This is a genomic window from Pseudomonas sp. 9_2_1 (genome assembly GCF_059295275.1).
Window position 1 is genome coordinate 310,887 of the sequence record NZ_CM181239.1, and the last position, 13,485, is coordinate 324,371.

Here is a 13,485-nt window from a genome sequence, read left to right on the forward strand (position 1 = left end):
AACGAAAAAACCCGCCAGAAGGCGGGTTTTTCGGGGGTTCCAGAGATTTTGAAAGCTTTCTATGGAACCTTGAATGGTGCCGGCACCAGGAATCGAACCCGGGACCTACTGATTACAAGTCAGTTGCTCTACCATCTGAGCTATACCGGCAATGGGGCGTCATTATAGCGATCGGTTGGCGTCTGTAAACCACTTACTTGCGATTGTTCGAAAAAGACCTAAGTCACCGCCCCAAAACGAGAATTTTCCTACCAGCCGCGGTGGATGGTGTTTACGTTCGGCTCGGTTTTGCCCGGGTTGAAGAACAGCTTGTCGTTGTCGCAGCCGCGCTTGCGGCACGGGCTTTCGGTGCGCATGGGCAGGCCGTTGTCACCGCCCAACTGCATGCCGGGGTGGTTCCAGCCCAGGTTGCTGTTGTGATGGGGTGGCGTGCCGCTGGCGCAGGCGGTCAGGGCCAGGGCCAGGGTCAACAGGGCGAGGGGTTTGGCTTGGGTCACGATGGTGAGGTCCGGTGGTCCATTGTCGGTCTGGCACAGCGCCAGAAGGCCGCGGGGCTGGCGGGCAGCGCGCGACTTCACTTTTTAATGATTTGGGGGCGGATGATACACCGTAGTGGCGGTGAGGCATTAGTCTTGTGTTGTCTGGCAGGGCCTCTTCGCGGGTGAACCCGCTCCCACAGGTACCGCGCCGGCCTCAAGAGCAGCCCATCCCTGTGGGAGCGGGTTCACCCGCGAAGAGGCCATCAGCTGTATGAAAATCCTGAATTAGAGACCAAAAGCTTCAGGATTTTGAAGCTTCGGAACTATCCTACGCGCGCCGCCGAAGTATCGCTGTTGTCGGGGAAATGGCTCACGGATACCGTTTACGGGTCGCTTTGGCGACCGGGTGTGAGAACCCGATTACGAATTTAGCGGCTGCGTATGGCGACCGTGCGCGGGCAGACTTCGGTCTGGCCGAGGCTTCCTATATTCACTCGGTTTCTCACCCCGTGCACGGTTGCCACCATTTGTTCCGTGAGAAAGAACAAATGTGGCAACTCCTTGAGGAATATAGGAGTTTGAAAATTGAAAATAATCCCGCCAGACAATGTCCCCAAGCCAATCACCACCGCAGGCGTAGAAACCTTCCTCGCCGCCGGCAACCCGTCCCTCAATCTGCTCCGCGTAGAACCCGGTATCCCGGTGGACTCTGCCTATGAACATGTCTCGATTCTGATGGGCTACATCAAGCACCTGGTGCGCGAGGGGGATATGGAGGATGACCATAAATTCCTGGGTGCGGCCGATTACCTGTGCGACATGGCCAAGGCGTTGATGAACGATATCGAGATTGCCAAGAACAAGGCGCACTGATCTTTGAGCCGGGGCTGCTTTGCAGCCCTTTCGCGACACAAGGCCGCTCCTGCACACCTGTGCAACTGGCCCCTGCGCTAACCACAAGAAATGTTTATGCACAAGTGGCATTGGCGCCTTGCGCGAAAGGCATGCCGGAATCCTATGCCGCTGGTCTTTGCGCAAATGCCTGTTTTTACTGGGCTTGACCAGCGCGCAGGAATAAGCCAAGCGTTTGAAATAGCGCTTGGCACCAACAGGTAATCACAAGCTTGTTCACAGACTTATCCACAGGTTGTGCTGCGGCTAGCGGTCGCGTTCTGCGAGGATAAGCAGGTTGCGCGGCGTCAGCGGATAATCGCAGAACAGGCCCACGCGCACGTCGTAGCCTTGTTCCTCGAGGAACAGGGCACGGTCCAGTACCAACCACATTTCCAGGGGCCGGCGGAACAGGTTGCGCATGCGCTCCAGATTGCGTACCTCGGCCAGGCGCTGCCAGCCGGCGGCTTCCAGGGCGGGCCAATCGGGGTTGCCTTGCAATGGCAATTGCTTGAGCTCGGCCAGGTCACGGCAGTATTGCTCGAAAGGCTTCTCCAGCCAGGCCACGGGCAACGATGGTGTGGGCAGGTATTCACTGGTCTGGCGCTGCTTGCGCTGCAGCAGGTCGAAGCCCAGGCGCCGGGCCATCGATGTGTCGCGCTGGCGGCGTACGCGGGCGCCGGCGGTGACGGTTTCGCTCAAGGGCAGGCCCAGGTCGTCCAGCGAAAGCTGCAGGTTGGAGGCTTGCGCGGCTGTGGATAACGCCTGGTACTGCTGCGCGGCAATGCGGTTGTAGCAGCAGGGCGCCACGGCCAGCTGTCGGCAGCCCTGTTGGCTGGCCAGCTGCATCAGGCGCACGTGCAGGTCGCCGCAGGCGTGCAGGGCGACCACGCTTTTTTCGCCATGCAGATGACGAGCGCTGTCGCTGGCCAGCACGTCCTGCTGCACGTGTTGCGCGGGCAGGTGGTGGTGCGCGCTCAAGGCCTGGCCGGCGGCAACCAGTTCGGCGTCGTATTCCAGGCAGGTCAGCTGCTGGCCGGGTTGCAGCAGGCGGCGGCCGAGGTGGCCTTTGCCGGAGCACCAGTCCAGCCAGTGGCGGGGCGGCTCGCGGAATACCAGGTGGCTGGCGAAGGCTTCGATCTGCTGCCATTTGCGGCCGGGGACGGCGACGTCAAGACGGTGGCTTGCAGTGGGCAGGTCTGTTGCCGGGAGGTTGCCCAGGGCGGCCAGCTGTCGGGCTTGCAGCGCCAGTTGCGGGAACGGGGCGGGCAAGTGGTCGGCTGCGCTGTCGGTTTCGGCGTCTGCCAGCGAGCATTGGCGCAGGTGGGCGGCCAGCTCGGGGTGGGTGGCTTCCCAGGGCAGGTTCAAGGTGGTGAAGGGGCGGGGTTTCCACAGCTGCTGGTGCTCGATCAGGAACTGGTCAAGGGCCTGGAAGCGGGCGTTCAGGTGGTGGCTGTGGAGGTAGCTTGGCATGGGATGTGTGTTGGGTTGAGGGCCTCTTCGCGGGTGAACCCGCTCCCACAGGATTGGCACAGATTTCAAGGCCTGTGGGGTACCTGTGGGAGCGGGTTTACCCGCGAAGATGGCTCAGGAGATATCAGCGCCCTTGGCAGGCGTCCACGCGCAACCAGCGCTCAAGCAGCTTGAAGCCTTGCACCAGCATGAACGAGATCACCAGGTAGAACACCCCGGCGGCAAAGAAGATTTCCACCGGCAGGTAGGTGCGGGCGATGATGGTACGGGCCATGCCGGTCAGTTCCAGCAGGGTCACGGTACTGGCCAGGGCGCTGGCCTTGAGCATCAGGATCACTTCGTTGCTGTAGGCCGGCAGGCCGATCCGCGCGGCGCGCGGCAGCATGATGTAGATCAGCGCCTTGGCCCGTGACATGCCCAGTGCCCGGGCGGCTTCGATCTCGCCTTTGGGGATGGACTGCAGCGCGCCGCGCAGGATCTCGGCGATGTAGGCGGCCGTGTGCAGGGTCATGGTCAGCACCGTGCACCAGAACGGATCGCGCAGGTACGGCCACAGCGCACTCGAACGTACTGCATCGAACTGGGCCAGGCCGTAGTAGACCAGGAACAGCTGCACCAGCAACGGCGTGCCACGGAAGAAGAAGATGTAGCTGAACGGCACGGCGCGCACATACCAGTGGCGCGAAGAGCGGGCGATACCCAGCGGGATGGCCAGGATCAGCCCGGCAACCACCGCAATGGCCACCAGCTCCAGGGTCAGGGTCGCACCCTGGGCCAGGCGTGGCAGCCATTTGAAGATGACTTCCCAATTCATTGTTCGGCCCTCGCAAAGCCGCGAGCGGCGCGTTTTTCCATGAAGTGCATGCCGGTCATGGCAATGACGGTCAGGCTCAGGTAGATGCAGGCCGCGACCATGTAGAAGGTGAACGGCTCTTTGGTCACGGTCACGCCAATTTGCGAATGACGCATGATTTCTTCCAGGCCGATTACCGACACCAGTGCGGTGTCCTTCATCAGGATCATGAACAGGTTGCCAAGGCCGGGCAGGGCGATGCGCCACATTTGCGGCAGGATGATCCGCGACAGGATGCGGCCTCTGGACAGGCCCAGTGCCAGGCCGGCTTCACGGTGGCCCTTGGGGATCGCCAGGATGGCGCCGCGGAACACTTCGGTGGCATAGGCGCCGAAGCACAGGCCCAGGGCGATAACCCCCGCAGCGAAGGCGCTGAGCTCCAGGCCCGGCATGTTCAGGGCTTCACCCAGGCTGTTCATCAAGCCCACGGTGCCGAAATAGATAAGCAGGACCCACAGCAGCTCGGGCACGCCGCGCACCAGGGTCGAGTAGAAACCGCCAAGCCATTGCAGCGGCTTGAGCGGGGAGGTCTTGGCCAGGGCGCCGAGCAGGCCCAGCACCAGCCCCAGCAGCAAGGCGCAAAGCGCCAGTTTTACGGTCATCACGGTGCCGGCCATCATGGCCGGACCGAATCCGTGCAGGTCGATATTCATGGGCAGGTCATTCTAGGGACAGGCGCGCCACAAGGGCGCGCCGGTCAGGGCGGGTCATTCGATGCTGAACGGGAAGTACTTGTCGTTGATCTTCTTGTACGTACCGTCGGCTTTGATTTCTGCCAGGGCTTTGTTCAGGTCGTCGCGCAGCTTGGTGTCACCCTTGCGCACGGCAATGCCGATCTTGTCGCTGTCCATCACCGGCTCGCCCTTGAACTCGTAGTTCATGCCGTCTTTGCTTTTCAGCCACTCGTACTGCACGTACTTGTCGGCGAGAATGCCGTCGATGCGGCCGGAAACCAGGTCGAGGTAGGCGTTTTCCTGGGTGTCGTAGAGTTTGACGTCGACATCCGGGAAGTTGTCTTCAAGGTAGGTGCCAGCCAGTGTGGCGCGCTGGGTGCCGATGGTCTTGCCTTTCAGCGAAGCCTTGTCGGTCTTGAAGTCGACGTTTTTCGGCGCAATGAACTGCAGCTTGTTGGAGTAGTAGGGTTCGGTGAAGTCCACCGCCTGCTTGCGCTCGTCGGTGATCGACAGCGACGACACCAGGAAGTCGAACTTCTTGGCGTTCAGGGCCGGGATGATGCCGTCCCAGTCCGAGGTTACAACCGAGCATTCGACTTTCATCTTGGCGCACAGGGCGTCGCCGATGTCCTTGTCGAAGCCGACCACGTTGCCGCTGGCATCCTTGTTGTTGAACGGTGGGTAGGCGGCTTCGATACCCATGCGCAGTTTTTCTGCGGCCATGGCGTTTGCCGACATCACCAGCGTGGCAGCAGCTGCCAGGAGAAACTTCTTGTAAGTGTGCATGTATTGCTCCGTTAGCGGTGGCTGGACATGAATTGCTTGCAACGCGCCGAGGTCGGGTTCTCGAAGACCTGCTGCGGCGATCCCTGCTCTTCGACCAGGCCCTGGTGCAGGAAGACGACTTCACTGGACACATGGCGGGCAAAGCTCATCTCGTGCGTTACCAGCAGCATGGTACGGCCTTCTTCGGCCAGTGCGCGGATAACGTTTAGCACTTCCTGGACCATTTCCGGGTCGAGCGCCGAAGTCGGCTCGTCGAACAGGATGACCTTGGGCTTCATGGCCAGGGTACGGGCAATGGCGGCGCGCTGTTGCTGGCCACCGGAAAGCTGGGCGGGGTAGCTGTGGCGCTTGTCGTAGATGCCGACCTTGTTCAGCAGCGCTTCGGCAGCCTCGATGGCCTCGGCCTTGCTCTGGCCGAGTACGCGGCGTGGCGCCTCGGTGATGTTGTCGAGGATCGACATGTGCGGCCAGAGGTTGAAGTTCTGGAAGACAAAGCCGATTTCGCTGCGCAGGCGGTTGATCTGGCGGTTGTCGGCGGCGAACAGGTCGCCGTTCTTGGCGGGCTTCAGCTTGAGGGCTTCGCCGGCGACCAGGATTTCGCCCTGGTGCGGGTTCTCGAGCAGGTTGATGCAACGCAGCAGGGTGGACTTGCCGGAGCCGGACGACCCCAGGATGGAGATCACGTCACCGTCGCGTGCGGTCAGCGAAATACCCTTGAGAATTTCCTGCTCGCCGTAGCGTTTGTGCAGATTGCGGATTTCCAGCGCGGGCGTGGCCTGAGCCATGTGCGGTCCTCATGTGTTCGGGTGCGTTCCCAGCTGTTGGCGGCCTTCCTGGCGTGCGCCAAGCTAGCATAGCGGCATTATGACGGCCAACAGGGTCGCCAGGGACTCTGGGCATTGGTGGGGCGGTTTGTCGCATCGCTACAGCGTAACGTCGCGCAGATGTCCGCGAAGGTGTCGCCCAGCACCAGAGCCTTGATGAAAAAAGGCGCGATGGTGCCAGCTTTGGCCTGCTCATGGAAGCGGTTTTGACCCATTCGCGGGTAAACCCGCTCCCACAGACCAGACAATCCCTGTAGGAGCGGGTTTACCCGCGAAGGCCGTCACGCGATTTCAAGGTTGTACCCGGCGGTTGCGCTTTTTGGCGTTGCGCTGGTGCATAGGTGTTACCGAGGAGCACCTTTGGTGCATTTGTAAGTGAGTATTTCAGTAATCCGATGATTTGGCGGGCTTTCGGTCATGGTCTGGCCGAATGCCCTCCAAAGCGCAGCCTTGAAGGCTTGCAGTCGATTATGACGAATGGATTCAGCAGCTGGCGCGGTTATTGCCAGCATGAAACCGCCGATTGCAGCGACGCCTAGTCCAACCCCAGGCGCGCCTGGTTTCGCAGTCGGAGTGGTCCACTCCTTACAAAGGTAGTTTTATGAGCGGTAACAATTCCAATGACCTCGCTCAGGGGCTCAAACAACGGCATGTCACCATGCTGTCCATCGCTGGCGTCATCGGTGCCGGCCTGTTCGTAGGCTCCGGCCACGCTATCGCCGCTGCCGGCCCCGCCGTGCTGCTGGCGTATGCCGCCGCCGGTACGCTGGTGGTGCTGGTGATGCGCATGCTGGGGGAAATGGCGGTCGCCTCGCCGGACACCGGTTCGTTTTCCACCTATGCCGACCGCGCCATCGGGCGCTGGGCCGGTTTTACCATTGGCTGGCTGTACTGGTGGTTCTGGGTGCTGGTGATTCCGCTGGAAGCCAACGCCGCCGCGGCCATCCTGCATGCCTGGTTCCCTGCGGTCGACCTTTGGGCGTTCTCGCTGATCATTACCCTGGCGCTGACCCTGACCAACCTGTGCAGCGTGAAGAACTACGGCGAGTTCGAGTTCTGGTTCGCCTTGCTCAAGGTGGTGGCGATCGTCGGCTTCATCGCCGTGGGTTGTGCGGCCTTGTTCGGCTTTGTGCCAGGCAGCCAGGTGAGCGGTGCCAGCCACCTGTTCGATACCCAGGGCTTCATGCCCAATGGCCTGGGCGCGGTACTGGCAGCCATGCTGACCACCATGTTCTCGTTCATGGGTACTGAAATCGTGACCATCGCCGCTGCCGAGTCCAAGGACCCGGGCAAGCAGATCAGCCGCGCCACCAACTCGGTGATCTGGCGTATCTGCCTGTTCTACCTGGTGTCGATCTTCCTGGTCGTGGCTCTGGTGCCGTGGAACGACCCGGCGCTGGCCGAGCTCGGTTCCTACCAGACCGTGCTGAGCCGCATTGGCGTGCCGAATGCCAAGCTGATCGTCGACATCGTCGTGCTGATCGCCGTGACCAGCTGCCTTAACTCGGCGCTGTACACCTCTTCGCGCATGCTGTTCTCGCTGAGCAAGCGGGGTGATGCCCCGGCCATTGCCCAGCGCACTACCAAGGCGGCCACCCCGCATGTGGCGGTATTGCTGTCCACCGCGGCGGCGTTCCTCTGCGTGTTCGCCAACTTCCTGGCCCCGGCGCAGGTGTTCGAGTTCCTGCTGGCCAGCTCCGGCGCCATCGCCTTGCTGGTGTACCTGGTGATTGCCGTGTCGCAGCTGCGCATGCGCGCCAAGCGTGAGGCCAGCGGCGAGCAGATCTCCTTCAAGATGTGGCTGTTCCCGGGCCTGACCTGGGTGACCATTGCCTTCATCGTTGCGGTGCTGGTGGTGATGGCGCTGCGAGAAGATCACCGTGCCGAAATCATCGCGACTGCCCTGCTGAGCATTGGTGTGGTGGCGGCGGGCTTGCTGGTGCACCGCAAGCGTGAAGCTGCCGGTCGGGTTGCGCTGGATAACTGATCCGCACTGCAATGAAAAGGCCGCGTCCTGTGCAGGGCGCGGCCTTTTTTTGTTGCCGGCGATAGTGCCTGGGCGGGTTACGCAGGTCTATCAGCCAAACTGCTTCTGAAGCTGTTGCTGCTTGGCCACCAGTTCAGAGGCGGCGATATAGGCTTCCTGGAACTCGTCGCTCTCCAGCCAGGCCATGGTGGTGTCTTCGTCAGCGCCATCCAGCCAGGTGCGGTAGGCATTGAACACCAGCACGATGTAGTCGGTGGCGTGCTCTTCCTTGTGCCCTTTGAGCACCAAAGCCAGCAGCGGGTCGACCAGGAACACCGAGATCATCGGTACCAGGCCGTTTTCCTGGGCTGCCTTCATCTTTTCGAACATCTCTTTGTAGCTGTCCGATTCCATGGCCTTGTTGAACACCTGCTCGATGCTGGCGCTGTCGCCGGCGCTGGCCTTGACCGCCTGGCCGCTGCGTACCATACGGTTTTGCTTGGCCTTGCTGGCGGCGCGCTTGGCGCGTTTCTGTTGCTTGGTGGAGGTGGCCATGGGGGCTAGGGTCCTTGGGTGGTGCTGGAAAAGTGCGTATTGAATCGCAGATGGCAGTGAAACCCAAGCGGCATTGCTGGGTCTGAGTCAGGCTGCCGGACATTCGGCATTCGCTCACAGGACATTCACGGATGAAAGCACCCGTCATGCTCGGCCTGCTGGCCGCCGCCCTGGCCGGCTGTGGCAACATCGCCGCAGTCAAATCCTTCAACACGCCCTATGGCTCGCCAAGTGCCGGCGATACCGCGCGCCTGCGAGTGATCGCCGACGGCATGGTGCGCGCGGTACCGGAAAAGGACTGCGTGGACTGGTACAGCCCCGGTGCCGGGGTGATTGCCGTACCGACCAAGGGTTTTGCCGACCGCAACGGCGAAACCCTCGGCATGCCTGCCGGTGCGCCAGCCCAGGCGGGTGACGCGGTCAGCGAGGTGCTGGTGCCGGCGGGCAAGCCGTTTACCCTGCACTTTCTCGATGGCGGTCGCTCGGCCGGTTACAACAGTGTGCAGAACTGCCTGGGCATGTTCTCGTTCGTGCCGGAAAAAGGCGCCGACTACGAACTGTTGGTGCACGGTTACAGCGCCTGTGGGGGCACCCTCAAGCGCCTGGACACGAACGAGCAGGTGGCCAGGCGCAAAGCCGACTATTGCAGCGCCTTGGCGAACTTCTAGGCCATCAGATTGGCCGGGCGAGTTACGGGTTTCCCACTAAGCCGCGTGAAGCCCGGCCGAACTGCAGTGCATCGAGTACACACCGTCAGGCTGTGGCAGCCAAGCGTTGGCTGCCAGGCCCTCGGCAAAAAATCACAGACAACAAAAAACCCGCACTAGGCGGGTTTCTTGTTGTCGCTTCGGGTAACTTTGCAACCACCAGAAGCTTGAAGGTGGTGCCCAGAGACGGAGTCGAACCGCCGACACGAGGATTTTCAATCCTCTGCTCTACCGACTGAGCTATCTGGGCGACGAGGTGAATTAAATAGATTTTCAGACCGCCCGTCAACGACTTTTTGAAAAAATTTTAAATTAATTCCGTCGCTTACGATTTTTGGGGTCATTCGGCCGGTGGAACGTAGCCTTCCGCCTGGGCGTAATCTTCGCCGGCGAAAAACTTGTCCATCTCGGCCTGGATGAACTTGCGGTCTTCGGCGTTCATCATGTTCAGGCGCTTTTCGTTGATCAGCAGGGTCTGGTGCTTCTGCCAGTCGGCCCAGGCCTTCTGCGAGACGTGTTCGAAGATTTCCTGGCCCTTGGCGCCCGGATACGGCGGGCGCTCCAGGCCTGGCAATTGTTCTTTGTACTTGCGGCACATCACGGTGCGGGTCATCGGGCGTCTCCTGCAGTCAGTTCGTCGGCCGCGCGTTTGAGCAGCTTCTTGACCGGGGCGGCAAGGCCCAGGCGCGGCGGGGTGGCGAGGTTATACCAGAGCCAGTCGGCCTCGGCCACGTGCTGGCCGACGGGGTCGACGCGCACCAGCCAAGGCTCGATCGCCAGCTGGAAGTGGCTGAAGGTGTGGGTCAGGCTGTCCATGGCGTGGCTGCCGGCCAGGCGCAGGCCGTGCTGGTAGGCCAGGTCGTCGAGCTGGGCGATGTCGTCCAGCTCGGGCAGGCTCCACAGGCCACCCCACAGGCCACTGGACGGGCGACGGTAAAGCAGGATGGCGCCGTCGTGGTTGGCCAGCAGCGGCATCAGCGTACGGCGCTGCGGCAGCGCCTTGCGTGGCTTGGGCTCGGGGTAGCGGGTTTCTTCACCATGCAGGTGCGCTTCGCAGCCACGCTGCAGCGGGCAGATCAGGCAGCTGGGCTTGCTGCGGGTGCACAGCGTGGCGCCCATGTCCATCATCGCCTGGGTGTAGTGGTTGGCGCGCTGCTGCGGGGTAAGGCGCTCGGCCGTGGCCCACAGCTGGTTAGCCACCTTCGGCTCGCCGGGGTAGCCGCCCTGGGCGGTGAAGCGGGCCAGCACGCGCTTGACGTTGCCGTCGAGGATCGGCGCGCGGATGCCCATGCTGATGCTGGCGATGGCACCGGCGGTGGAGCGGCCGATGCCGGGCAGCTCGGTGAGCTGCTCGACACTGCGCGGGAATTCTCCGCCATGCTGTTCGACGACAATCTTCGCGGCCTTCTGCAGGTTGCGCGCGCGGGTGTAGTAACCCAGGCCCGTCCACAGGTGCAGCACTTCGTCTTCCGGCGCCTCGGCCAGGGCCTGCACGGTCGGCAGGGCCTGCATGAAGCGGTCGAAGTAGTTGAGCACGGTGCTGACCTGGGTCTGCTGCAACATGATTTCCGACACCCACACCCGATACGGGTTGATGCCCTGTTGCCAAGGCAGGTCGTGCCGGCCGTGCTGGTCGTACCAATCCAGCACTGCGCTGGAGAACTGCTCGGGGCTCATCGCTTGAACAGCCCCTTGAGTGCTTCTTTGACTTCCGGGCTCACTTTGTCTCCGAGTTTTTCATCGAGCTTTTCATCGATCTTGTCTTTCAGGCGGTTGCCGGCCAGCTTGGCGGCAACCTTGCCCAGGCCGTCCTGGTCCAGGCGGCAGGCCTTGGCGCCCAGCTCCAGCGGGCCACGGCAGCGCAGCGGCACTTCAACCCCTACATAGCGGTCGTTGACCTGGCACGCCGGGTCGGGCATGGCACGCTGATCACCCTCGACCACTACACCCACGTTGTAATCCATACCCAGTACGCGCAGGTCGAGATCGCCATGGCCGTTGACGGTCAGGCCAGGAATGCGGGCCTTGAGGTCCGGGTTGCTGGCGACGCCATTGCGTATCACCAGGCTGCCGCGCAGTTCCTGGAACGGGGTGTCCTTGCCACGAGGCTCGCCGGTAAGGGTTTTGCGGTTGAGCGTGGCGATGGCCTGGCACAGTTGCTGTTCAAGGTTGGCGTTGACCAGCACGCCGTCGTTGATGGTGAAGTGTGCGTTACCGTTGAGGGTGTCCACCAGTGCCTTCTGGCTGTTGCCGGTGGCGGTGAGATCGCTGGCAAGGGTCAGCAGGCCTTTGACGGGTGGCGCCTGGTCCTTGCCTTCGGTCTTGATGAAGTGCTCCACCGGCACCCGCTGGATGTTGGTGTTGACGCCCAGTTGTGGCACCGCAGGGCGCACGTCGACCGTGCCCTTGGCTTCGAAGGTGCCGTTGTACAGCTCGCCACGCAGGGTTTGCAGGGTCAGCAGGCCGCCTTGGCCGACGGCCTTGAGCTGGGCATTTTCGATCGGCAGCTTGTCCAGGGTCAGCGCGCCGAAGCTTAGCTCGGCCTGCAGGTCGAGGGCGCGCAGGCGGTCGACCGGCAGCAGTTTGTCATTGCTCCAGGCCACCTGGGTCGGCGCGTTAGGCAGCGGCGAGCTGCCGGCCCCGGCGACGGCGCTGGCCTCCTGTTGCTTGACCTCGGCCTGGCGTGCGGCAGTGGCGCCCTTGGCTTCTTCGCTTTTGGCCGGCAGGTAACGGTCGGCGTCGAAGGTGTCGCCTTTAAGCTGCAGGCGCAGGGCCTGTTTGGCGAAGTCTTCGACGGCCACGCGGCCACTGAAGGTGCTGTCGTCCAGCTTCACGGCCAAGTCTTCCATGGCCAGGCTGGTCGGTGTGCCCTGCAGGCGGGTGACCAGTTCCAGCTTGGCGAAGGCTGCCGGATCGTTGGTAGCCGGCAGCGGGCGGCCAATGCTGTCGAGGAAGGTGCGCAAGTTGAACTGGGCAATGGACAGACCACCGCTCAGTTGCGGCGCCTTGTCGAGATCACGCAGGTTCAGCTCGCCCAGGGCGCGCAGTTGGTTAGCCGAGATCTTCAGGCCGCTCCACGAGGCAACATTGGCGGCCAGGTCGACCAGCAGCTGGCCCTGGGCGGCAAAGGTCACGGTCTTGCCGCCGGTGGGTTCACCCGAGGTCTCGCCCGACAGGCGCATGTCTTCCAGGTTGTAGCGCTTGAGCTTGCGGTCGAAGCGCAGTTCGCCGGCCAGCTCGGTGCGGGCCTTGATGTTCGGCTGGCTGGCGCTGATGAAGGCGCTGGCCTTCAGCGCAATGTTCGCGCCCTCGTGGACCGGGCCGGTGCTCAGCTGGATGCTTTCGGCGCTGAAGCTCTGCCCGGTCTTGGCATCGGTGTACTGCACGCGCGCATTGTTCACGGTCAGGCTGTCGATATCCAGCTTGACGGCGCGGTCGTTGCTGGCGGCGGGCGCCGAGCTTTGTTCGGCGGGTGCCTGGGCCTGCGCATCGGCGGGGGCGCCGTTCTGGGCGGGCAGCGGTTTGCCGATGTCTTCCCAGTTGCCGTGGCCTTGTTCGTCACGCGCCAGGGTCAGGTTCAGGCCTTCGACACGTACGTCGCTCATTTGCACTTCGCGCCGCAGCAACGGCAGCACCCGTACCGACAGGCCGAGCATCTGCAAGTCGGCGAACGGCGCCTTGGGTGTGTTCAGGGTGGCGATGCTGGCGTCGTGCAGCTCCAGGCCCAGCCACGGGAACAGGCTCCAGCCGATGTCACCGTTGAGGGTCAGCTCGACGTGCGCCTTGTCGCGTGCCAATTGGCGAATCTCGTCTTTGTAGTCGTTGGGATCGAAGAGGTGGGTCAGGGCGAAGCCCAGCGCCACGATGATCAGCAGCAACCCGAGAAGCCCCAGTCCCAGGATTTTGCCGAACGCTTTCATGGGCGAGTCCTTGTAGTCCGATTTTGAAATTCAGCGGCAGAGTATAGCGCCGCCGTGTACGGCCCTGCGTATTCGACAAGAGATGCAGGACGATTCCTACGTTTGCAACAGATGGTACGGCTTTCGACAGCCATGATTTTGCTTGTTCAAAAAAGCTTGCCTTGATTGGCCCTATCGCCGGCAAGCCAGTTCCCACAGGGATCGCATAGCCTTCAAGGCCTGCGCTGCCCTGTGGGAGCTGGCTTGCCGGCGATGGGGCCGGTACAGGGAAAATGACCGTTTCAGCCAAGCAAGAATTAACGATATCAGATTGCTTTCACGCCACTTGATACTGCTAACCTTGCGCCGCTTTGCCTG

13 protein-coding genes and 2 tRNA genes are annotated in these 13,485 nt (G+C 62.2%); 3 read left to right on the forward strand and 12 right to left on the reverse strand.

From position 1 onward, the window contains the following. Nucleotides 1-74 precede the first annotated feature (74 nt). Nucleotides 75-150, reverse strand: a tRNA-Thr gene (locus tag AC5O5I_RS01270). A 98-nt stretch (nt 151-248) separates the two neighbouring features. Then, on the reverse strand, nt 249-497 hold the full coding sequence (locus AC5O5I_RS01275) for a hypothetical protein (RefSeq protein ID WP_172286329.1): 249 nt from the start codon (nt 495-497) through the stop codon (nt 249-251). A gap of 567 nt (nt 498-1,064) precedes the next feature. On the opposite strand from AC5O5I_RS01275, the gene AC5O5I_RS01280 reads away from it, so the two are divergent. After that, nucleotides 1,065-1,352 carry a DUF3077 domain-containing protein gene (locus AC5O5I_RS01280; RefSeq protein ID WP_494511962.1) on the forward strand — a complete coding sequence of 96 codons (288 nt, stop codon included), beginning with the start codon at nt 1,065-1,067 and terminating at the stop codon, nt 1,350-1,352. 285 nt (nt 1,353-1,637) lie between these two features. Here the strand turns inward: AC5O5I_RS01280 and AC5O5I_RS01285 are convergent, their stop codons facing one another. The 5 genes from AC5O5I_RS01285 to AC5O5I_RS01305 form a co-directional block, all read right to left on the reverse strand. Continuing rightward, nucleotides 1,638-2,843, reverse strand: a complete 1,206-nt coding sequence (locus AC5O5I_RS01285; RefSeq protein ID WP_494511963.1) for a methyltransferase — start codon at nt 2,841-2,843, stop codon at nt 1,638-1,640. Nucleotides 2,844-2,967: 124 nt separating this feature from the next. Then, nucleotides 2,968-3,657 (reverse strand): ABC transporter permease, encoded by a 690-nt coding sequence (locus tag AC5O5I_RS01290; protein ID WP_172232923.1) that lies wholly within the window; start codon nt 3,655-3,657, stop codon nt 2,968-2,970. Then, nucleotides 3,654-4,349, reverse strand: a complete 696-nt coding sequence (locus AC5O5I_RS01295; RefSeq protein WP_172226993.1) for an ABC transporter permease — start codon at nt 4,347-4,349, stop codon at nt 3,654-3,656. Before AC5O5I_RS01295 ends, AC5O5I_RS01290 begins: the two co-directional genes overlap by 4 nt. 54 nt (nt 4,350-4,403) lie before the next feature. Further along, entirely contained in the window at nt 4,404-5,156 is a 753-nt protein-coding gene (locus AC5O5I_RS01300; protein ID WP_172226996.1) for an ABC transporter substrate-binding protein, read from the reverse strand. A gap of 11 nt (nt 5,157-5,167) precedes the next feature. Then, nucleotides 5,168-5,941, reverse strand: coding sequence for an ABC transporter ATP-binding protein (locus AC5O5I_RS01305; RefSeq protein ID WP_172226999.1), 774 nt, complete (start codon nt 5,939-5,941; stop codon nt 5,168-5,170). Between the two features lie 640 nt (nt 5,942-6,581). Between AC5O5I_RS01305 and gabP the strand changes: the two genes are divergently transcribed. Next, the gene (gabP, locus tag AC5O5I_RS01310) at nt 6,582-7,967 is read left to right on the forward strand and encodes a GABA permease (protein WP_172227002.1); all 1,386 of its coding nucleotides are present in this window, start codon (nt 6,582-6,584) and stop codon (nt 7,965-7,967) included. Nucleotides 7,968-8,057: 90 nt separating this feature from the next. Here gabP and AC5O5I_RS01315 read toward each other — a convergent pair whose 3' ends face one another. Next, on the reverse strand, nt 8,058-8,501 hold the full coding sequence (locus AC5O5I_RS01315) for a hypothetical protein (protein ID WP_172227005.1): 444 nt from the start codon (nt 8,499-8,501) through the stop codon (nt 8,058-8,060). Between the two features lie 131 nt (nt 8,502-8,632). Here AC5O5I_RS01315 and AC5O5I_RS01320 point away from each other — a divergent pair, with 131 nt between their 5' ends. After that, on the forward strand, nt 8,633-9,169 hold the full coding sequence (locus AC5O5I_RS01320; protein ID WP_172227008.1) for a hypothetical protein: 537 nt from the start codon (nt 8,633-8,635) through the stop codon (nt 9,167-9,169). A gap of 213 nt (nt 9,170-9,382) precedes the next feature. Here AC5O5I_RS01320 and AC5O5I_RS01325 read toward each other — a convergent pair. From AC5O5I_RS01325 to AC5O5I_RS01340, 4 genes are all read right to left on the reverse strand, one after another. Continuing rightward, a tRNA-Phe gene (locus AC5O5I_RS01325) sits at nt 9,383-9,458 on the reverse strand. A 90-nt stretch (nt 9,459-9,548) separates the two neighbouring features. Then, complete coding sequence (locus AC5O5I_RS01330) at nt 9,549-9,821, reverse strand: oxidative damage protection protein (RefSeq protein WP_172227011.1); 273 nt, start codon at nt 9,819-9,821, stop codon at nt 9,549-9,551. Continuing rightward, on the reverse strand, nt 9,818-10,885 hold the full coding sequence (gene mutY, locus AC5O5I_RS01335) for an A/G-specific adenine glycosylase (RefSeq protein ID WP_172227014.1): 1,068 nt from the start codon (nt 10,883-10,885) through the stop codon (nt 9,818-9,820). Before mutY ends, AC5O5I_RS01330 begins: the two co-directional genes overlap by 4 nt. Then, nucleotides 10,882-13,128 (reverse strand): AsmA family protein, encoded by a 2,247-nt coding sequence (locus tag AC5O5I_RS01340; RefSeq protein ID WP_494511964.1) that lies wholly within the window; start codon nt 13,126-13,128, stop codon nt 10,882-10,884. Before AC5O5I_RS01340 ends, mutY begins: the two co-directional genes overlap by 4 nt. Nucleotides 13,129-13,485: the final 357 nt, after the last annotated feature.